Here is a 17,738-nt window from a genome sequence, read left to right as displayed (position 1 = left end):
CCTGCCGCCCTCCCGCCAGGCCTTGCGCCAGCGGGTCACCGACCGCTCGTGCACCCGTAACCGCGCCGCGACCGTCCTGGTCGACTCCCCGGCCTCGAACCACTCGGCCGCCTGCAGCCGTACACGCTCCCGCCGCTCCTGCTCCGCGGGCGTGTACCCACCCCTTTGCCCGTACCGCATGCTCCGGTCGTACCGCATCGAACGCGATCCGTCACGAGGCTAGGACTCTACGCTTTCAACCGGTGTAAAGCTCCTTCGCTCTTCCCGTGTCATACGCGGGTCGTAGCGAGCTCCTCCCTTTTCCTCGGCGCAGATATGCGCAATATCAGCAAACACGGAAGGGAAGCCGTCGATAACCTGCAAGACCGGCCTTGGGCAGTCAGGGGCGTAGCACTGATTGCGGCTGAGGTAAAAGAGCGCTTTTTGGACAGCCGATTGAATGTGATCTTTGCCCATGAAGCCTTGCCCTACGCCAAGTCAGATTGACAGATACGCGATGCAGCATAGAACCCAAGTCCGACAATTTATCTGCCTACGCGCATGCCGACATGTGCGCATGGGCGGTGCTGGCCGCGACCGGCCGGAGAGCCGCAGCGCGGCCAGCGACCGCCCGACGCGCGGCGGGCCGCCGCAGGCGGCACGCCCTTGAAGTCGTGGAGAAAAGTCTCATCCAGTTCGCGATCATGCGCCGATCCGACGGTTGATGCTCGACCCTCTGCCTAGCGCTTCAGCCGACGTACGGCTCGTTCGACCCAAGGTAGTGCTCGATGCGCATGCGCATCGAGCGGTCCATCTGGTAGTCATGGACGCCGCCTCGTGCTACCCATCTGACCTCGCGCGATTCCTGGCTGGGTACTGGTTCGCCAGCGATACGGCGCGCTGTGAGCACGATCGAGAACTCTTGCCTAGCTTCCCCGTCGCTGGTGTAGAGAATGACGTGCTTGGGATCGCTGTAGGTGCCCACGATGCCGGTGATCTCGCAGGTGATCCCGGTCTCTTCTAAAGTCTCCCGTACGGCCGCTGCTGGGATGGACTCGCCGAGGTCGATGGCGCCACCTGGGAGGGCCCAGTTGTGGTTGTCGCTGCGGCGGATCAGGAGGAGGTCGCCGGCTTCGTTGGTCACGACGACGTTGACCGAAGGGACCAGGCTGTTCGGAGCCGGTGCGCTGGGGTCGTCGTAGTAATCGATTCGCTGAGCCATCCCTGGCGAGGCTAGCTCGCCCGCTCCCCTGGTTCTCAGTCTTTGGCTGGTTCCGCTTCGTTGGGCGGGCTGACGAAGCTGCCCAGGTTGGGCACGGTGTAGATCAGACCCTCCTCTCGAAGCTGGCGGATCGCCTTGCGGATGGTGTCGCGGGCCACGCCGAACTCCTGGCCCAGGCGCACTTCCGATACGAGGTACTTTGGCGGGTATTCGCCGCTGCTGATCCGTGCGCGAAGAATGTCGGCGACCTGGTGCCAGCGGGGGCGGTCGGGCTCGAACTCGATCACGTGGTCAAGGGTAGAAAGGGGGTTCTAAGGGTCTTCACTCGCCTATAGGTATCTATCGCTACCCCTCGGTATCCCTAGGGGTAGACAGGCTCCCGCGTGTCGTCTTACGCTCAGTGCATGGCACTACCTGCTCAAGATCTGGACGAGCTTCGCTCTGCCTTCCCTGCTTGGTCCATCTTCCGCAGCGACGGCGGGGCCTATTACGGGAGCCGGCGCGCTGTCCGTCTGAGCGCCAGGCAGATCGACGCGGGATTCCAGCAAACGGTGAGCGCGGACGATGTGGAGTCCTTCGTCACGCAGCTCCAGGCGCAGGACGAGTTGGGGATGAAGTCATGAGCGGCTCGTCCTGGCACTTCGACCACCACAGCGAACATCCGGCTCGCGCTCACGACCGCGCGCTACAGGTGGGCTGGCAGCAGAGCCAGGACCGTTGTCCTCGGGTGCGGGTCCGCGACCACACGTGCATGTGCCTGCGTCCGATGTACGAGCTGTGTACGGCGGGTGGTCTGTGGTTCATGCGGCGTTACACCGGCAAGGACCTGGAAATCATGGTCGAGAGCCCTTGGATGCGGGCGGGAGCGGCTCACACCTTGTGGATGCGCATCCTGACCGGTCAAGCGCGGTGACTGCTTGGATTCACCGTCAGTTCGCCGTAGGAGCCGGCGATTCGCTCGGCGATCTCAGTCGGTGTGACGAGATCGGTCCGAAAGCGGTAGTGAAAGGGCAGATCGGTGTGCGCCTGCAGATCCGCCAGCGTCTCATTCCATGCCTTCAAGCGTTGTGGGGTGTCACGGTCGCCGCGTTGTTCGGAGCGTTTTTCGCACACCTGGCGCGGGATCCACAGCAGGACCGTCAACCATGGGTCGGCCTCGGCCAGGCGGCGGATGTCCGCAGTGTTCCCGAGGTGGGCCACGGGAACGCGGCCGGCCGTGGTGAGCTCGGCGATGTGACAGCGGTCGATGGCGTAGGTGTTGTTGTAGCGATGGGTCTCCAGCATCAGTCGCCCGGCCGCGCGCAGCCTTTCCAGCTCTTCATGGCTGACGAAGTCGTATTCGGTGCCCCGACGGTTACCCGCTTTGAGCTTGCGGACGAGAGCGAACCGCGGGTCGAGCCGGCAGAGAGCGGCGGTAATGGTGCTCTTGCCGCTGGCGGGCGGCCCGTACAGCACGATGCCCCTCATGCAAGGATCCGCTTCAGAGTCTCGCGGGTCTGGTCAGCGAGGCTGATCGCGGCCCCGAGGCGGTTGTCGACGGTGATGTGTGCGGTCGGCGGGCTGGTCTCGGTGTTGAGGCCACTGACGTACGTCTGCCAGTTGGCGAGCTTCCACGCATCACGGGCAGCACCGCGGAACTCGATGTACTCCCCCATCGACTCGGGATCGCATCGCACCCAGACTGCGGCGACGTCGATGCCCTTGGCCGCGCAGCGATTGGTGAGCCGGGAAACCCAATCTGGATCGGCCAACTCGGCGATGAACGGGGCCGACAGGATGGCCGAGGTACCGACCTTGAGGTTGTCGAAGGCCGTTTCCATCAGGCACCGGTACTCAAGGGGTCGCACCTCGCGGAGGTACAGCTCGGTGTGCCGGTCGTGGGGATCGCCGCCGAGGGAGACGAGCAGGCGCTCGACCATGGGGCGGGTCAGAGAGTCCTTGTCGAGGAATGCCCATCCGGTGATCTCGGACAGAAAGCGGGAGAACTCCGTCTTGCCGGAGCCGGCGTAACCGCCGACGAGGGTGAGGATGGGCTTCGGGCTGCCCTGGCCGTGGCGACGTCGCCAAGCATCCACCACCCGGTCGAGGAGGGCGTTCTGCTCGGCCTTAGTTGGAGAGCCAGAGACCTTGACGAGAGCTTCCTCAATCACCTTGGCGCGGCGTTGTCATCGCGAGGAAGGGGCGAGCCCGGCCTCACCGCGGGCCGCCGCGCTCTCTCGCACGATCTCCATAGCCAGGACCACGTCAGTTACGACGTGGTCCGCGTCATTTTGCGGGTCGGGCCAAGTGCCCCGGTCTATGCGGATGGTGCTCAAACCTGCCGCGCGTCCTCCGGCGATGTCGGCGATGAGGTGGTCGCCGACCATCCATCCGCCATCGGCGCAAGCCGCGCCGCACCGGCCGGCCGCTATCTCGAACAGCCTGACGTCGGGCTTGCGGATGCCCTCGGCGCCCGAGAGCGCGTAGGCGTCAACAGCGTCGGCCAGACCGGTGGCTCGCAGCTTGCCGAGCTGGTTGTCCGCCATGCCGTTGGTGACGATGGCGACCTTCCAGCCGGCCTCCCGCAGCCGGGCCAGACCGTCCATCACCTCCGGGCGGCACCGCACCAGATGCGGCATACGCCTTCGGTATTCCGCCCAAAGCTCCGCCACCGACGCCGCGAGGGCGAAGTGCTCCTGCGCCAGTGTGAAGAACTCCGCACGGTGCGGATGGCCGGCCTTGTTCAAGGCGATCAGCCACTCCACTGCCCCGCTGCCGAGACCATGATCGGCGGCGAACTCCCCCGCCCAGACCTGGAACGCCTCGTCCAAGTTCACGAGTGTGTTGTCGAGGTCGAAGAGGGCGAGACGCTGCATGATCCAATCGTACGGACGGAGGCTTCCCTGTTCCGCTCTGCTCCGTGTCTCACGGAACAGCCACGGAACAGCGCTCGTTGAGCCCCGAACCTGCCCGCTTGCGAACCCCGGCTCTCCACTATCGAGGACCGGGGTTTCCGCTGCTCAGAGCCCTACTTGAGGAGCTGGCGGGCCATGACCATGCGCTGGATCTGGTTGGTGCCCTCGTAGATCTGGGTGATCTTGGCGTCGCGCATCATGCGTTCGACCGGGAAGTCCTTCGTGTAGCCGTACCCGCCCAGCAGTTGCACCGCGTCCGTGGTGATCTCCATGGCGGCGTCCGAGGCGGCGCACTTCGCCGCGCTCGACAGGTACGTGAGGTCCTTCTGGGGCTCGCCGTTCATCGCGCGCTCCGACTTCGCGGCCGCGTGGTACGTGAGCTGCCTGGCCGCCTCGAGTTTCATGCCCATGTCGGCGATCATGAACTGGAGGCCCTGGAAGTCGGCGATCGGCCGGCCGAACTGCTTGCGTTCCTTGACGTAGCCGATCGCGAAGTCCAGCGCGCCCTGGGCGATGCCGAGGGCCTGGGCGGCGATGGTGACGCGGGTGTGGTCGAGGGTGGCGAGGGCGGTCTTGAAGCCGGTGCCGGGCGCGCCGATCATGCGGTCGGCCGGGATGCGGACGTTGTCCAGGATCACCTGGCGGGTGGGCGAGCCCTTGATGCCGAGCTTCTTCTCCTTGGGCCCGAACGAGACGCCTTCGTCCGACTTCTCCACGACGAAGGCGGAGATGCCGCGCGCGCCGGCCGACGGGTCGGTGACGGCCATGACGGTGTAGTACTCGGACACGCCGGCGTTGGTGATCCACATCTTGGCGCCGTTGAGCACGTACGCGTCCCCGTCGGCGACGGCCCGCGTCTTCATGGACGCCGCGTCGGAGCCCGCCTCAGGCTCCGACAGCGCGTACGAGAACATCGCCTCGCCGCGCGCCACCGGCGCCAGGTAGCGGGCCTTGAGCTCCTCCGAGGCCGACAGCAGCAGCGGGACGGTGCCGAGCTTGTTGACGGCGGGGATCAGGGACGACGACGCGCAGGCCCTGGCCACCTCCTCGATGACGATCACGGTCGCCAGCGCGTCGGCCCCCGCGCCGCCGTACTGCTCGGGCACGTGCACGGCGTGCAGGTCGGCGGCCACGAGCGCCTTGTAGACGTCCCAGGAGAACTCCTCGGTCTCGTCGATCTCGGCGGCGTGCGGCGCGATCTTCTCGTCGGCCAGGGCCCGCACGGTCTCCCTGAGCATGTCGTGCTCTTCGGCGGGCGCGTAGAGAGGGAAGCTCATGCATCAGATACTAGGACGTCCGACCATCTTGTTACCAGCTAGTACGGTTTGCGGCGAAGTGCAGGTGGCACGTACGAGGTAGCGAGGGCCCCGGTAGCATGCCTGCGCGGATCGAAAGGAGCCCACTCGTGCCATACCGCCTCACGGTGATCGGGACCGGATACCTCGGAATCACCCATGCGGCGTGCATGGCTGATCTCGGGTTCGACGTCCTGGGCCTCGACGTCGACGCCGACAAGATCCGACGTCTGAACGCCGGCGAGCTCCCCATCCACGAGCCGGGCCTCGAACCCGTCCTTCGCCGCGGCCTCGAATCCGGGCGGCTGCGCTTCACCACCTCGTACGACGAGGTCGCCGCCTTCGGCGACGTGCACTTCATCTGCGTGGGCACCCCGCAGAAACGCGGCGAGTATGCCGCAGACGTCACGTACATGGACAACGCCATCGAATCCCTCGCCCCGCTGCTCGACCGCGAGTGCCTGGTCGTGGGCAAGTCGACGGTCCCCGTCGGCACCGCCGAGCGCCTGGCCGACAAGCTCGCCCGGCTCGCGCCCGCCGGCGGCCAGGCCGAACTGGCCTGGAACCCCGAGTTTCTGCGCGAGGGCTTCGCCGTCGAGGACACCCTGCACCCCAACCGCATCGTGCTCGGCGTACGCTCCGAACGCGCCGAGAAGATCCTGCGTGAGGTGTACGAGCCGATCGGCGACGTTCCGATCGTGGTGGCCGACTTCGCGACGGCCGAGCTGGTCAAGACGGCGGCGAACGCGTTCCTGGCCACCAAGATCTCCTTCATCAACGCCATGGCCGAGGTCTGCGAGGCCGCGCACGCCGACGTCGAGCTGCTGTCCGAGGCGCTGTCGTACGACGACCGCATCGGCGGCCGCTACCTCAACGCCGGGCTCGGCTTCGGCGGCGGCTGCCTGCCCAAGGACATCAGGGCCTTCATGGCACGGGCCGGCGAGCTGGGGGCCGACCAGGCGCTGACGTTCCTGCGCGAGGTCGACGCGATCAACATGCGCCGCAGGGCCCGCATGGTCGACCTGGCCAGAGAGCTGGCCGGCGGCTCCTTCCACGGCTGCACGGTCGGCGTGCTCGGGGCCGCGTTCAAGCCCAACTCCGACGACATCCGCGACTCGCCCGCCCTCGACGTGGCCGTCACGATCGGCCACCAAGGCGGAGCGGTCACCGTGTACGACCCGATCGCGCTCGACAACGCCCGCAAGGCGCATCCCGAGCTGAACTACGGCGAATCGGCCGTGGAGGCGGTACGCGGGGCGCATGTGGTGCTGCTGCTCACGGAGTGGCAGGAGTTCATCCGGCTCGACCCGGAGGAGCTGGGGGCGGTGGTGGCCGCCCGGCGCATCGTGGACGGGCGCAACGCGCTCAACGCCGAGGCGTGGCGCTCGGCCGGCTGGCACTACCGCGCCCTCGGCCGCCCCTGACTACGTCAGGTGGCGGACCCACTGGGTGAGCAGCGGGCGGTAGCCGCGGCGGGCCCAGAACGGGGTCGAGAGCGGGTTGGGCAGCGCGTGGTGCAGGAGCAGCGACGACACGCCCTCCACCGCCGCGTGCGCGTGCGCGACCTCGGTCAGCGCCGCGCCGATGCCGCGCCCCCGTAGCTCCGGCTCGACGTACATCACTCCCAGGTACGCCACCGGCGCGTCGCGCACCCAGCCCGAGATCCAGCGGGCCCTGGCGGGCGGCTCGACGATGAGACAGCCCGCGGGGCGACCGTCCACCTCGGCCAGCCAGCACCACTCCAGCGGCAGCACCTCGCCCGCCACCGACTCCCTGATCCTGTCGGGGGTGGTGGCCCGTGGCGTCACCCAGCCGAACTGGGCGTCGTAGGCGGCGAGCCGCTCGTACATGTCCGCGACCACGTCCACGTCGTCCAGAACCGCCGTACGGATCTTCACCGGTGAGGCGGGCGCGTCGTGCGGGCGCAGGCGGTGGACGGAGACCGCCACCGTGGGGGCGAACCCGCGCCTGGCCAGCGCCCTGACCGGTACGGTGTCGCGGCTCGGCCACACCACGCTCAGCGCCTGCTCGGGCTCGTCGTCCCGGGGCAGAGCCAGCCAGCGGTCGATGAGCGCCCCCAGCGCGGCCTCCGGGTCGGGGCCTGACACCCGGGCGCGCAGCCGGTGCACGACCAGCGGCGACCACGCGGCCTGGAGGCTGCCGGGGTCGAGCCGGTCCACGTTGGTCAGGCCGACGCCCCCTGGCACCTCCAGCGGCACGTCCCGCTCCCTGACGACCAGCGTGCCCTGGTCGGCCACGAGCGGGTCAACAGCGCGTACGCGGGCCTCGTGGCCCTTGATCAGGTCGTCGTCCATGGAAACGCACCCTATCCACGGAAAACCCGAGGATAAAGGCGCAAGCGACCGCGATCAGCGGCACGCACAGGAACCGCGGGCGCGGTCGCGGCTGGGGTCGTGGCCAGGGCGGGCGCGGACGCGACCGGCGGCGTGGCCCTGGGTCGTGCGCGGGACGGCGCGCGCGGTGCGGGCCGGCGCGGCGCGCGCGGACGCGACCGGCGGCGTGGCCGGGGTCATGCGCAGGACGGCGCGCGAGGTGCGGGCCGGGGGCGGGCCGGAGGGATCAGAGGGGTCAGAGGTCGGCGGCCTCGGCGCGCAGGCGTTCGCCCTTCGCGTACGCCTGCTCCTTCAACCGCACCTGGAACTCCTCCATCCGCGCCCGCAACCCCTCATCCGAGGCGGCCAGGATGCGGACGGCGAGGAGGCCGGCGTTGCGCGCGCCGCCGACGGCGACGGTGGCGACGGGCACCCCCGCGGGCATCTGGACGATGGACAGCAGGGAGTCCATGCCGTCGAGGTATTTGAGCGGCACCGGCACCCCGATGACGGGCAGCGGCGTGACGGAGGCCAGCATGCCGGGCAGGTGGGCGGCCCCGCCGGCGCCGGCGATGATCACCTTGACGCCCCGGGACGCGGCCTGGCGGCCGTAGTCGATCATCTCGACCGGCATGCGGTGCGCCGAGACCACGTCGGCCTCGAACGGCACGCCGAACTCGGCGACCGCCTCGGCGGCGGCCTTCATGACCGGCCAGTCCGAGTCACTGCCCATGACGATGCCGACAGTGCCTGTAGCGCGGCCCGTAGCGGGGCCCGTAGCGGGGCCCGTAGCGGGGCCCGTAGCGGGGCCCGTAGCGGGGCCCGTAGCGGGGCCCGTAGCGGGGCCCGTAGCGGGGCCCGTGCTGGAGCCCGTGGCGGGACCCGTGCTCATGTGTACTCCCCGGTCATGAGGTAGACGGCGGCGTGGCGGGCGCGGGCGCGTACTTCGTCGAGGTTGGAGCCCAGCGCGGTGACGTGGCCGATCTTGCGGCCCGGCCGCACCTCCTTGCCGTAGAAGTGCAGCTTGATGCCGGGATCGTGGGCGAGCACGTGCTCGTAGCGCTTGAACAGGTCGGGGTCGTCGCCGCCGAGCAGGTTGGCCATGACGACGACCTGCGCGGTCATGCGGGGCGAGCCGAGCGGCAGGTCGAGCACGGCCCGCAGGTGCTGCTCGAACTGCGAGGTGGTGGCGCCCTCGATCGTCCAGTGGCCGCTGTTGTGGGGGCGCATGGCCAGCTCGTTGACCACGAAGCCGCGCGCCGTCTGGAACATCTCGACGGCCAGCAGCCCGGTCACGCCCAGCTCGTGGGCGATCTGCAGGCCGATGTGCTGGGCCCGCGCGGCCGTCTCGGGGTCGAGGTCGGGGGCGGGCGCGATGACCTCGACGCAGATGCCGTCCTGCTGCACGGTCTCGACGACGGGGTAGCTGACGCCCTGCCCGTGGGGCGAGCGGGCGACCAGCACGGACACCTCACGCTCGAACGGGACGAACGCCTCGGCCATCAGCTCGACGCCGGTCGCGAACGCCTCGGCGACCTCCTCGGGCGTGCGGCACACCCACACGCCGCGCCCGTCGTAGCCGCCGCGCACGGCCTTGAGCACGACCGGCCAGCCGTGGGACTCGGCGAAGGCGGTGGCGTCGGCGGCGGACGGGACCCGCCGCCAGGCGGGGCAGGGCACGCCGATCGCGCTGAGCCGCTCGCGCATGACCGCCTTGTCCTGGGCGTGCACGAGGGCTTCTGCGCCGGGCCGCACGGTGTGGCCGTCGGCGATCAGGGCCTTGATGTGCTCGGTGGGGACGTGCTCGTGGTCGAACGTGACGACGTCGCAGCCCTGCGCGAACGCCCGGAGCACCTCAAGATCGCGATAGTCTCCGATGCGCGTGTCGACGACGACCCGGGCCGCGCTCTCCTCAGGAGCGTTGGCCAGCACCCGCAGCTCGACACCGAGCGCGATGGCGGGCGGCTGCGACATCCTGGCGAGCTGGCCCGCGCCGACGATGCCGACGACCGGTCCGATGGGGCTGATGGCACTCACGTCAGGCGAGCTTACCGGGACGCAACCACTTACCCCGCCCGGCCCTGGACCTTCCGGGCCAACGTCCGCACTCGTCAGGGGGCTGGACGGCCGTTCCGGGTTGCCTCGCAGGCACGACCGCCCAGCGATTCGCGTGCCCTCGAACTGCATGGCAGCGTAATGCCTCTTTAACGGGTATGCCGCACATAGCGCGATATTTCTACAGACCTTCTTTGCGGGGTATGTTCGTACGCCTGACGTCCGGCCCTCATCGTGGCCGGTACGCTGAGTGGGTCAGCTCGACAAGGAAGGACCGAGCAGAGACGTGACATTCGCCAAGCGGCTCTACGAGCGGTTCGCGTCCCTCGTGCACGAGCTGGCCAAGTTCGGCAGCATCGGGGCGGTCGCGTTCGTCCTCGACACGAGCCTGCTCAACCTCTTCAACGTCGTGGTCGGCCTGGGCCCGCTGACCTCCAAGGTCGTGGCGACGACGATCTCCACGACCTTCGCTTACCTGGGCAACCGCTTCTGGACCTTCCGCCACCGCGAGCAGAGTGGGCTGGGCCGCGAATACTTCCTGTTCTTCCTGCTCAACGGCATCGCCCTGCTGTTCGGCATGCTGACGATCGGCTTCACCACCTACACGCTCGGCCTGCACGACACGCTCAGCTTCAACATCGCCAACATCGTGGGCGTCGGGCTCGGCACGTTGTTCCGCTACTGGTCGTACAAGAAGTGGGTGTTCCTGGAGGCCACCGAGCCGATCCCGGTGGAGCTGCCTGAGGGCGGCGTCAGGCAGGACCGCTGACCACCCTGTTGCGGCCGTCGTCGTCGGCCGGCCGCAAAAAGATGGCGAACGTCGCGGGCCTGCGCCGCACCAGTTCCAGCCGGCCGCCGTCGGCGGCGGCCAGCGCGCGGGCCAGCGTCAGGCCGAGGCCGGTGCCTCCGCCGCCGCTGACGTTCCTGTCGAAGATCTTGGGGGCGATGTCGTCGGCGATGCCGGGGCCCTCGTCCGCCACCTCGATCACCACGTAGTTGTCGCCGCAGGTGGTGGTGACGGTGACGGCGCCGCCGCCGTGCCGCAGGGAGTTCTCCAGCAGCGAGGCGATGACCTGGCCGAAGCCGCCCGTGGTGGCCATCGCCTTGAGCCCGCGCGTGCCTTCGAGCTGCAGCACGCGGCCCGCGTCCTTGAACACCGGCTCCCACTCGGTCATCTGCTGCACCAGCACCTCGTCCACGGCCACCGGCTCGGCCTGGGCGTGGCGCTGGCGGCGGGCCGCGGCCAGCAGCTCGTCGATGACCGCGGTGAGCCGCTCGGCCTGCACGATCGCCGCCTCGCCCTCCTCGCGGACCACCTCGGGCTCGTCGGATGAGGCCACGATCTCCTCTAGACGCATCGTCAGCCCCGTCAAGGGGGTGCGGAGCTGGTGGGAGGCGTCGGTGGCGAACTCGCGCTCGCGGGTGAGCAGGTCGGAGATGCGGGTGGCGCTGCGGTCGAGCACCTGCGCCACGCGGTCGAGCTCGGGGATGCCGTAGCGGTGCTTGCTCGGCCGCGCGTCTCCTGAGCCCAGCCGGTCGGCGATCTTCGCCAGGTCCTGCAAGGGCAGCGTGAGCCGCCGCGACTGCACGACGGCCAGGCTGACGGCCACCGCCAGCGCGGCTCCGGCGAGGGCCACGATGAGCAGCAGGCGAGCCCGTACGTCCTGCTCGACCTGGTCGCGGTCGCGGCTGATGCGTACGTAGACACCGGTGTTGGTCTGGGCGTCCTCGGTCATGAGGTGACCCGACGGCGGGGGGTCGCCGACGACGGTCACCCTCAGGGGGGTTCCGCGTTCCCAGATCTGAATGAATCTGCCCGGGTATTTCTGTTCCAGTTGCTGGGGGTCGAGCGGCGCCTCCTGGACGCGGGCGTACTCCACCTCTCCCACGAGACGCTTGGCCTCAGCCCCGAGCTCCTGAGCCGCCTCATCGACGATCAGACGGCTGACGACGACGCCCAGGGGGACCCCCAGCAGCAGGACCGCGATGACCGCGACGAGCAGAGTGGAGGAGAGCAGTCGGCGGCGCATCTCCTACTCGCGCTCGAACCTGAAGCCGACCCCCCGGACCGTGGTGATGTAACGCGGCTTGGCGGCGTCGTCGCCCAGCTTGCGACGCAGCCAGGAGATGTGCATGTCGAGCGTCTTGGTGGAGCCCCACCAGTTGGTGTCCCACACCTCGCGCATGATCTGCTCGCGGGTGACGACCTTGCCGGCGTCGCGGACGAGCACCCGCAGCAGGTCGAACTCCTTCGTGGTCAGGTGCAGCTCCTTGTCCCCCATCCAGGCGCGGCGCGAGTCGGCGTCGATGCGCACCCCCTGGACGACCGGGGTCTCGGACGTGCCGCGCCGCAGCAGCGCCCGCACTCTGGCGAGCAGCTCGGCGAGGCGGAACGGTTTCGTCACGTAGTCGTCGGCGCCGGCGTCGAGGCCGACGACGGTGTCGACCTCGTCGACACGTGCCGTGAGTATCAGGACCGGAGTGCCGTGGCCTTCGGCGCGGATCCGGCGGGCGACCTCGAGGCCGTCCATCTCCGGTAGGCCAAGGTCGAGAACAATGAGGTCGATGCCGCCCGAAAGGGCCCTCTCAAGCGCTTGAGGGCCATCGGGACTCACCTCGACCTGATAGCCCTCGCGGCGCAGGGCGCGCGCGAGCGGCTCGGAAATCGAGGTGTCATCCTCGGCGAGAAGAACGCAGGTCATAAAGCGATCGTAGGACCTTAGGCGATCGTTTCCCGGGCACAGCGCGCGGTTTGACTCGTCGTTGACCTATCCATTGACCTGGGCAAACACAGCTAAAATACGGTAGGTGGTGATTAAAACACCGGGGCCCGTGGGGCGGGAGTCATCGGGTGGTCATGCCCGCTCGTGAACGCCGCAACCCCGTGGGGTTCGGCGTTTCTCCCATAACACTCGGATTTTCGATCTAGCGGAAATGCCCGGCGATTTCCGGATATCGCGCCCAGATAGCGCGCCGGACGCCGGGGCGCGCGGCTGAGGGGATGCGGCGCGCCCCGAGGGGCCGGGCGGGTCAGTCGTCGTACGACCGCGGCTCGGTGTACCTGGCCAGGTAGAGCTGCTCGCCCAGGCTCTGGATGAGCTCCAGCTCGGTCTCCAGGTAGTCGATGTGCTCTTCCTCGTCCCTGAGGATGTCCTCGAAGATGTTGGCCGAGGTGATGTCGCCCTTCTCGCGCATCAGCTGGATCGCCGGCCGCAGGCGCTGCACCACCGCCAGCTCCACCTCCAGGTCGGCCTGGAGCTGCTCGGGAACGGTCTGGCCGATGTGCAGCGTGCCGAGGCGCTGGTAGTTGGGCAGGCCCTCTAGGAAGAGGATGCGGTCGGTGAGGCGTTCGGCGTGGCGCATCTCCTCGAAGGACTCGTCGCGGGTGTGTTTGGCGAGCTTGGTGTAACCCCAGTTCTCCTGCATCTTGGCGTGCAGGAAGTATTGGTTGATCGCGGTCAGCTCCGCGGTCAGCTGTTCGTTGAGCAACTCGATGATCTGCTTGTCGCCCTGCATAACGGGCCCCTCATCGCTATCCGGTCATGCGGTCGTCAGTTCTTGAGACCTTTTCAGGATCGCACAGATCTTCCGTACACAACGGGCACAGTCACCACCGGCACCAGTGGTGTCGCGGATCTGCTTGGCGCTGGTCGCCCCTTCTGCGATGCAGTCGTGCACCTCGTTCTCGGTCACGGCACGACAGATGCACACGTACATGCGGGGGCAGGCCTTTCACACAGGGAACAACCGGGGGACAGCCTTAGGTAAGGCACACCTAAGATAGCCCACTGAGGTTAGGCATGCCTACGTTGGGTCGGTCACAGTCGTCTATCCCCGCAGGTGAAGGGCCTGCCGCCGATCAGTGGCCGCGGGCGATCCACTCCTCCAGGTGCGGGGCCTCCGCGCCGATCGAGGTGGAGTCGCCGTGGCCGGTGTGCACGACCGTCTCGGGCGGCAGCGTCAGCAGCCGCTCCTTGATCGAGTCGATGATGGTCTCGAACGAGCTGTAGGACCGGCCGGTCGCCCCCGGGCCGCCCTTGAACAGCGTGTCGCCGCTGAACAAGGCGCCCAGGTCGGGCGCGTACAGGCAGACCGCGCCAGGCGCGTGCCCCGGCGTGTGCAGCACCTGCAGCGCGATGCCGCCCACGGTCAGCTTGTCGCCGTCGTCCAGCGGCTCGTACACCACCTCGGGCCCGTAGACCTGCTCCCACAGCACCTGGTCGGCCGGGTGCAGCCGGATCGGCGCGCCCGTGCGTTCGGCCAGGTCGCGCGCAGCGTTGATGTGGTCGTTGTGCGCGTGGGTGCAGACGATGGCCCGCACCGCGCGCCCGCCCACCCGCTCGGCGATCACCGCGGCGTCGTGGGCGGCGTCGATGACCACGACCTCGCGGGCGTCGCCGACCAGCCAGACGTTGTTGTCGACGTCCCACGTGCCGCCGTCCAGCGAGAACGTGCCCGACGTGATGATCCGGTCGATCATCAGAAGACCACCACCGAACGCAGCACCTCGCCCCTGTGCATCTTCGCGAACGCCTCCTCGACCTGGTCGATCGCGATCGTCTCGGAGACGAACTTGTCGAGCGGCAGGCGGTTCTGCAGGAACAGGTCGATGAGCATCGGGAAGTCGCGCGAGGGCAGGCAGTCGCCGTACCAGGAGGACTTCAGCGCGCCGCCGCGGCCGAACACGTCGAGCAGCGGCAGGTCGAGGCGCATCTCGGGGGTCGGCACGCCGACCAGCACGACCGTGCCGGCCAGGTCGCGGGCGTAGAACGCCTGCTCGTACGTCTCGGGCCTGCCCACCGCCTCGATCACCACGTCCGCGCCGTTGCCGCCGGTCAGCTCCCTGATGGCCTCGACCGGGTCGCTAGCGCGGGAGTTGACCGTGTGGGTGGCGCCGAACTGGCGAGCCCACTCCAGCTTACGGTCGTCCACGTCGACGGCGATGATCCGGTTCGCGCCGGCCAGCGAGGCGCCGAGGATGGCCGCGTCGCCGACGCCGCCGCAGCCGATGACGGCCACGCTGTCGCCGCGGGTGACGCCGCCGGTGTTGATCGCCGCGCCGAGCCCGGCCATCACGCCGCACCCCAGCAGGCCCGCGACCTGCGCGGGCGCCTCGGACGAGACCTTCGTGCACTGGCCGGCCGCAACGAGCGTCTTCTCCAGGAACGCCCCGATGCCGAGCGCCGGCGACAGCTCAGTGCCGTCCTTGAGCGTCATCTTCTGGGCGGCGTTGTGGGTGTTGAAGCAGTACCACGGGCGGCCGCGCAGGCAGGCCCGGCACTGGCCGCACACCGCGCGCCAGTTGAGGATGACGAAGTCGCCCGGCTCGACCTCGGTGACGCCGGGGCCGACCGCCTCGACGACGCCCGCCGCCTCATGGCCGAGCAGGAACGGGTAGTCGTCGCTGATCCCGCCTTCCCGATAGTGCAGGTCGGTGTGGCACACGCCGCAGGCCTGCACATTCACCACCGCCTCGCCCGGACCTGGGTCCGGCACGAGCACCGTCTCGAGCGAAACTTCCTGGCCCTTGCCCCGGGCGACGACGCCCTGCACTTCGTACGGCATGCCAGCCATCTTGTGTCAGGAGGATGATCTCCCGCAAGACATAGGGCTGGACCACGCCGGGACCACTTCTCACACGGACCGGCGGCGCGCGGTCAGCGGCCGTCGATCTCGCCGTCGGAGGCGTCCTCCACGAGGCGGAACAGGTCGGTGCGGACGTCCTGGATCCTCGGGATGTCGCGCAGCACGATCTCGCCGCGCTCGCCCGCCGACTCGACCGTCAGCGTGCCGCAGCCGAGCAGCCGCTCGGGAAAGGTCTGGTCGGAGCTCACCGTGTTGACCTTGGCGATCGGGATCTCGTCGGTCGACTTGTTGAGCACGCCCGTGCTGATCGTGAAGCGGTGGGTGGTGAGCACGTAGCCGGTGTTCTTCCACTGCAGGTACGGCACGAACGACCAGATCGTCAGCAGGATGAGCCCGATGACGGCCACCGCGATCCTGGCGTAGGAGGCGTACTCGAAGTCGCCCGGGATGAAGTAGATCGCGGCGCCGGACGCGGCGGCGATGAGGACCAGCGCGATGAAGGGGACGACGAGCCGCTTCCAGTGGGGGTGGAAGGACCGGACGCGCCGCTCACCCTGCGTCAGATGGTGGTCGGGAATGGTCATGGCCCGTATCGTGCCACCAACGCCACCGGCCTGCCATGCCACCGGACGAACCGGGCTGATCACCCCGCCGGTCTGACGTGCACGACGTCGCCGGCGCTCAGCGTGTGGCGCTCGCCGCCCGCCTCCACCAGCAGGTGACCGGCCAGGTCGACGCCGGTCGCGAGGCCGGTGAGCGTGCGGTCGCCGGGCAGCTCGACCCTGACCCTGCGGCCGATGGTGGCGTTGGAGGCCAGGTAGGCCGAGCGCAGCCCGGACGCCTCGGCGTCGCCGCCGACCTGCGTCCATTCGCGGTAGTGGCTCTCGACCTCGCGCAGCACGGCCCGCAGCAGCGGGTCGCGGTCGGCGCAGGCGGCCTTCTCGACGGCCAAGGACGTGGCGGTCTCGACGGGCAGCTCGTCCTCGCGGAGCGAGACGTTCAGGCCCATGCCGATGATCACGGCGTCGTCGGCCCGCTCGGCCAGCACCCCGGCCAGCTTGCGCTCGCCGATCAGCAGGTCGTTGGGCCATTTCAGCCGGACGTCGACCTCGCCCAGGCGGCGGACGGCTGAGGCGGCGGCGACGCCGTACAGGAGGGACAGCCAGCCCTGGGCGGCCACCGGCACCGTGGGCCTGAGCAGGATCGAGAACATCAGCCCCGAGCGCGGCGGCGCCGACCAAACGCGGCCCAGCCGGCCGCGGCCCGCCTGCTGCGACTCGGCGACCAGCACCGTGCCCTCCGGCGCGCCGTCGCGGGCCGCCGCGGCCAGGTCGGCGTTGGTGGAGCCGGTGCTGTCGACGACGGTGAGCGCGGTCCACAGTGAGCCGGGGCGGACCAGGGCGCGGTTGAGCGCCGCCTCGGACAGGGGCGGGCGCTCCAGGTCGGAGTAGCGTGAGTCGGGCATCCCCCTATCTTCGCAGGGGGTAGGACGGAGGGATGAGCATGCCTACCGGTGAGGTCGCGCGGTCGCGGCCGGGGCCGATCACCCGCGTCCGCGTCAGGGAGCTGTCCGGCGCGTCGGGGCGCGACCGGCGCGACGACCTGGCGACGGAGGAGCCGCTGGAGATCCGGCTCACCGCGCCCGACGGCGCCCGCAGGACGGTCGCCATCACCATGCGCACGCCGGGCCACGACTTCGAGCTGGCGGCCGGGTTCCTGCACGGCGAGGGGCTGGCGGGGCCAGGTGACATCGCGGCGATCGCGTACTGCACCGACGAGGACCTGCCGCCCGAGGCGCGCTACAACACGGTGACGGTGCGCCTGAACGGCCCCATCCCCGAGCTGCCCGCGCTCGACCGGCACTTCCTCACCTCCAGCGCGTGCGGCGTGTGCGGCTCCGCCAGCCTCGACGCGCTGCGCGACCGCTGCCGCCCGGTGCCGCGCGGCCGGCTTGAGCTCTCCCCCGACCTGCTGTACGCGCTGCCCGACGCGCTGCGCCGGGCCCAGGGCGTGTTCGGCAAGACGGGCGGCCTGCACGCGGCGGGCCTGTTCGCGGCCGACGGGACGCCGGTGGCGGTACGCGAGGACGTCGGCCGGCACAACGCCGTCGACAAGCTGACCGGCTGGGCGGCGCTCAACGGGCGGCTGCCGCTGGCCGAGCACGTGCTCATGGTGAGCGGCCGGGCCAGTTACGAGATCATGCAGAAGGCGCTGGCGGCCGGCGTGCCCGTGGTGTGCGCGGTGTCGGCGCCGTCTTCGCTGGCGGTGGAGCTGGCCAGGGAGTTCGGCCTGACGCTGGTGGGCTTTCTGCGCGGCGAGCGCTGCAACGTGTACGCGGGCGCCGAGCGCGTCCAGGCGTGAGCGCGTAGAGGCT

23 protein-coding genes are annotated in these 17,738 nt (G+C 69.3%); 5 read left to right on the top strand and 18 right to left on the bottom strand.

Annotation, left to right across the window (positions count from 1 at the left end; genetic code table 11):
* From AB0K18_RS18565 to AB0K18_RS18555, 3 genes are all read right to left on the bottom strand, one after another.
* Positions 1-180: helix-turn-helix domain-containing protein (locus AB0K18_RS18565; RefSeq protein ID WP_364915377.1), on the bottom strand; the 180-nt coding region annotated here is incomplete at its 3' end.
* A gap of 547 nt (positions 181-727) precedes the next feature.
* Positions 728-1,201: an NUDIX domain-containing protein gene (locus AB0K18_RS18560; protein ID WP_364915375.1), complete on the bottom strand. Its 474-nt coding sequence runs from the start codon at positions 1,199-1,201 to the stop codon at positions 728-730.
* A gap of 35 nt (positions 1,202-1,236) precedes the next feature.
* Entirely contained in the window at positions 1,237-1,488 is a 252-nt protein-coding gene (locus tag AB0K18_RS18555) for a winged helix-turn-helix domain-containing protein (RefSeq protein WP_364915373.1), read from the bottom strand.
* A 117-nt stretch (positions 1,489-1,605) separates the two neighbouring features.
* Here AB0K18_RS18555 and AB0K18_RS18550 point away from each other — a divergent pair, with 117 nt between their 5' ends.
* Together AB0K18_RS18550 and AB0K18_RS18545 are read left to right on the top strand one after the other, a co-directional pair.
* Positions 1,606-1,824, top strand: coding sequence for a hypothetical protein (locus AB0K18_RS18550; RefSeq protein WP_364915371.1), 219 nt, complete (start codon positions 1,606-1,608; stop codon positions 1,822-1,824).
* Entirely contained in the window at positions 1,821-2,114 is a 294-nt protein-coding gene (locus tag AB0K18_RS18545) for a hypothetical protein (protein ID WP_364915369.1), read from the top strand. Before AB0K18_RS18550 ends, AB0K18_RS18545 begins: the two co-directional genes overlap by 4 nt.
* Here the strand turns inward: AB0K18_RS18545 and AB0K18_RS18540 are convergent.
* The 4 genes from AB0K18_RS18540 to AB0K18_RS18525 all read right to left on the bottom strand — a co-directional run bounded on the left by AB0K18_RS18540 (position 2,102) and on the right by AB0K18_RS18525 (position 5,372).
* Complete coding sequence (locus tag AB0K18_RS18540) at positions 2,102-2,668, bottom strand: guanylate kinase (RefSeq protein WP_364915367.1); 567 nt, start codon at positions 2,666-2,668, stop codon at positions 2,102-2,104. The genes AB0K18_RS18545 and AB0K18_RS18540 overlap by 13 nt on opposite strands.
* Positions 2,665-3,351 (bottom strand): AAA family ATPase, encoded by a 687-nt coding sequence (locus AB0K18_RS18535; protein ID WP_364915365.1) that lies wholly within the window; start codon positions 3,349-3,351, stop codon positions 2,665-2,667. Before AB0K18_RS18535 ends, AB0K18_RS18540 begins: the two co-directional genes overlap by 4 nt.
* A gap of 15 nt (positions 3,352-3,366) precedes the next feature.
* The gene (locus AB0K18_RS18530; protein WP_364915363.1) at positions 3,367-4,056 is read right to left on the bottom strand and encodes an HAD family hydrolase; all 690 of its coding nucleotides are present in this window, start codon (positions 4,054-4,056) and stop codon (positions 3,367-3,369) included.
* 152 nt (positions 4,057-4,208) lie between these two features.
* Positions 4,209-5,372 carry an acyl-CoA dehydrogenase family protein gene (locus tag AB0K18_RS18525; protein ID WP_364915361.1) on the bottom strand — a complete coding sequence of 388 codons (1,164 nt, stop codon included), beginning with the start codon at positions 5,370-5,372 and terminating at the stop codon, positions 4,209-4,211.
* A 98-nt stretch (positions 5,373-5,470) separates the two neighbouring features.
* Here AB0K18_RS18525 and AB0K18_RS18520 point away from each other — a divergent pair, with 98 nt between their 5' ends.
* A complete protein-coding gene (locus AB0K18_RS18520) occupies positions 5,471-6,814 on the top strand; it encodes a UDP-glucose/GDP-mannose dehydrogenase family protein (RefSeq protein ID WP_364915359.1) in 1,344 nt (447 codons plus the stop codon).
* Here the strand turns inward: AB0K18_RS18520 and AB0K18_RS18515 are convergent, their stop codons facing one another.
* From AB0K18_RS18515 to AB0K18_RS18505, 3 genes are all read right to left on the bottom strand, one after another.
* The gene (locus tag AB0K18_RS18515) at positions 6,815-7,705 is read right to left on the bottom strand and encodes a GNAT family N-acetyltransferase (protein ID WP_364915357.1); all 891 of its coding nucleotides are present in this window, start codon (positions 7,703-7,705) and stop codon (positions 6,815-6,817) included. It abuts the gene before it with no gap.
* Positions 7,706-7,979: 274 nt separating this feature from the next.
* On the bottom strand, positions 7,980-8,456 hold the full coding sequence (gene purE, locus AB0K18_RS18510) for a 5-(carboxyamino)imidazole ribonucleotide mutase (protein ID WP_345409543.1): 477 nt from the start codon (positions 8,454-8,456) through the stop codon (positions 7,980-7,982).
* A gap of 155 nt (positions 8,457-8,611) precedes the next feature.
* Entirely contained in the window at positions 8,612-9,760 is a 1,149-nt protein-coding gene (locus AB0K18_RS18505; RefSeq protein ID WP_364915355.1) for a 5-(carboxyamino)imidazole ribonucleotide synthase, read from the bottom strand.
* Positions 9,761-10,064: 304 nt separating this feature from the next.
* Here AB0K18_RS18505 and AB0K18_RS18500 point away from each other — a divergent pair, with 304 nt between their 5' ends.
* On the top strand, positions 10,065-10,547 hold the full coding sequence (locus tag AB0K18_RS18500; RefSeq protein WP_345396408.1) for a GtrA family protein: 483 nt from the start codon (positions 10,065-10,067) through the stop codon (positions 10,545-10,547).
* Here the strand turns inward: AB0K18_RS18500 and AB0K18_RS18495 are convergent.
* The 8 genes from AB0K18_RS18495 to AB0K18_RS18460 form a co-directional block, all read right to left on the bottom strand.
* Complete coding sequence (locus tag AB0K18_RS18495; RefSeq protein WP_355411254.1) at positions 10,531-11,808, bottom strand: ATP-binding protein; 1,278 nt, start codon at positions 11,806-11,808, stop codon at positions 10,531-10,533. The two genes, AB0K18_RS18500 and AB0K18_RS18495, sit on opposite strands and share 17 nt — an antisense overlap.
* A gap of 3 nt (positions 11,809-11,811) precedes the next feature.
* Positions 11,812-12,480 (bottom strand): response regulator transcription factor, encoded by a 669-nt coding sequence (locus AB0K18_RS18490; protein ID WP_012888073.1) that lies wholly within the window; start codon positions 12,478-12,480, stop codon positions 11,812-11,814.
* Between the two features lie 328 nt (positions 12,481-12,808).
* A complete protein-coding gene (bfr, locus tag AB0K18_RS18485; RefSeq protein ID WP_355411250.1) occupies positions 12,809-13,294 on the bottom strand; it encodes a bacterioferritin in 486 nt (161 codons plus the stop codon).
* Between the two features lie 24 nt (positions 13,295-13,318).
* Positions 13,319-13,495, bottom strand: coding sequence for a (2Fe-2S)-binding protein (locus AB0K18_RS18480; RefSeq protein ID WP_345396402.1), 177 nt, complete (start codon positions 13,493-13,495; stop codon positions 13,319-13,321).
* A 142-nt stretch (positions 13,496-13,637) separates the two neighbouring features.
* Positions 13,638-14,258: an MBL fold metallo-hydrolase gene (locus tag AB0K18_RS18475; protein ID WP_364915352.1), complete on the bottom strand. Its 621-nt coding sequence runs from the start codon at positions 14,256-14,258 to the stop codon at positions 13,638-13,640.
* Positions 14,258-15,343, bottom strand: coding sequence for an S-(hydroxymethyl)mycothiol dehydrogenase (locus tag AB0K18_RS18470; protein ID WP_364915350.1), 1,086 nt, complete (start codon positions 15,341-15,343; stop codon positions 14,258-14,260). The genes AB0K18_RS18475 and AB0K18_RS18470 overlap by 1 nt, the downstream gene beginning before the upstream one ends.
* 92 nt (positions 15,344-15,435) lie before the next feature.
* Positions 15,436-15,948, bottom strand: a complete 513-nt coding sequence (locus AB0K18_RS18465; RefSeq protein WP_364915348.1) for a PH domain-containing protein — start codon at positions 15,946-15,948, stop codon at positions 15,436-15,438.
* Between the two features lie 59 nt (positions 15,949-16,007).
* Positions 16,008-16,829 carry a biotin--[acetyl-CoA-carboxylase] ligase gene (locus tag AB0K18_RS18460; RefSeq protein WP_364915346.1) on the bottom strand — a complete coding sequence of 274 codons (822 nt, stop codon included), beginning with the start codon at positions 16,827-16,829 and terminating at the stop codon, positions 16,008-16,010.
* 32 nt (positions 16,830-16,861) lie between these two features.
* On the opposite strand from AB0K18_RS18460, the gene fdhD reads away from it, so the two are divergent.
* A complete protein-coding gene (gene fdhD, locus AB0K18_RS18455; RefSeq protein ID WP_364915345.1) occupies positions 16,862-17,725 on the top strand; it encodes a formate dehydrogenase accessory sulfurtransferase FdhD in 864 nt (287 codons plus the stop codon).
* Positions 17,726-17,738: the final 13 nt, after the last annotated feature.

This window comes from Nonomuraea sp. NPDC049421 (genome assembly GCF_040677005.1).
Lineage (GTDB): Bacteria > Actinomycetota > Actinomycetes > Streptosporangiales > Streptosporangiaceae > Nonomuraea > Nonomuraea salmonea.
The sequence above is the reverse complement of the archived record's forward strand: the minus strand, read 5'-3'. Positions and strand labels throughout refer to the sequence as shown.

What these genes read in the sequence shown, in the direction of transcription:
- AB0K18_RS18560 (WP_364915375.1), bottom strand. Translation starts at nt 1,201, where the DNA reads ATGGCTCAGCGAATCGATTACTACGACGACCCCAGCGCACCGGCTCCG.
- AB0K18_RS18550 (WP_364915371.1), top strand. Translation starts at nt 1,606, where the DNA reads ATGGCACTACCTGCTCAAGATCTGGACGAGCTTCGCTCTGCCTTCCCT.
- AB0K18_RS18545 (WP_364915369.1), top strand. Translation starts at nt 1,821, where the DNA reads ATGAGCGGCTCGTCCTGGCACTTCGACCACCACAGCGAACATCCGGCT.
- AB0K18_RS18540 (WP_364915367.1), bottom strand. Translation starts at nt 2,668, where the DNA reads ATGAGGGGCATCGTGCTGTACGGGCCGCCCGCCAGCGGCAAGAGCACC.
- AB0K18_RS18530 (WP_364915363.1), bottom strand. Translation starts at nt 4,056, where the DNA reads ATGCAGCGTCTCGCCCTCTTCGACCTCGACAACACACTCGTGAACTTG.
- AB0K18_RS18525 (WP_364915361.1), bottom strand. Translation starts at nt 5,372, where the DNA reads ATGAGCTTCCCTCTCTACGCGCCCGCCGAAGAGCACGACATGCTCAGG.
- AB0K18_RS18520 (WP_364915359.1), top strand. Translation starts at nt 5,471, where the DNA reads ATGCCTGCGCGGATCGAAAGGAGCCCACTCGTGCCATACCGCCTCACG.
- AB0K18_RS18515 (WP_364915357.1), bottom strand. Translation starts at nt 7,705, where the DNA reads ATGGACGACGACCTGATCAAGGGCCACGAGGCCCGCGTACGCGCTGTT.
- purE (WP_345409543.1), bottom strand. Translation starts at nt 8,456, where the DNA reads ATGGGCAGTGACTCGGACTGGCCGGTCATGAAGGCCGCCGCCGAGGCG.
- AB0K18_RS18495 (WP_355411254.1), bottom strand. Translation starts at nt 11,808, where the DNA reads ATGCGCCGCCGACTGCTCTCCTCCACTCTGCTCGTCGCGGTCATCGCG.
- AB0K18_RS18490 (WP_012888073.1), bottom strand. Translation starts at nt 12,480, where the DNA reads ATGACCTGCGTTCTTCTCGCCGAGGATGACACCTCGATTTCCGAGCCG.
- bfr (WP_355411250.1), bottom strand. Translation starts at nt 13,294, where the DNA reads ATGCAGGGCGACAAGCAGATCATCGAGTTGCTCAACGAACAGCTGACC.
- AB0K18_RS18480 (WP_345396402.1), bottom strand. Translation starts at nt 13,495, where the DNA reads ATGTACGTGTGCATCTGTCGTGCCGTGACCGAGAACGAGGTGCACGAC.
- AB0K18_RS18475 (WP_364915352.1), bottom strand. Translation starts at nt 14,258, where the DNA reads ATGATCGACCGGATCATCACGTCGGGCACGTTCTCGCTGGACGGCGGC.
- AB0K18_RS18470 (WP_364915350.1), bottom strand. Translation starts at nt 15,343, where the DNA reads ATGCCGTACGAAGTGCAGGGCGTCGTCGCCCGGGGCAAGGGCCAGGAA.
- AB0K18_RS18465 (WP_364915348.1), bottom strand. Translation starts at nt 15,948, where the DNA reads ATGACCATTCCCGACCACCATCTGACGCAGGGTGAGCGGCGCGTCCGG.
- AB0K18_RS18460 (WP_364915346.1), bottom strand. Translation starts at nt 16,829, where the DNA reads ATGCCCGACTCACGCTACTCCGACCTGGAGCGCCCGCCCCTGTCCGAG.
- fdhD (WP_364915345.1), top strand. Translation starts at nt 16,862, where the DNA reads ATGAGCATGCCTACCGGTGAGGTCGCGCGGTCGCGGCCGGGGCCGATC.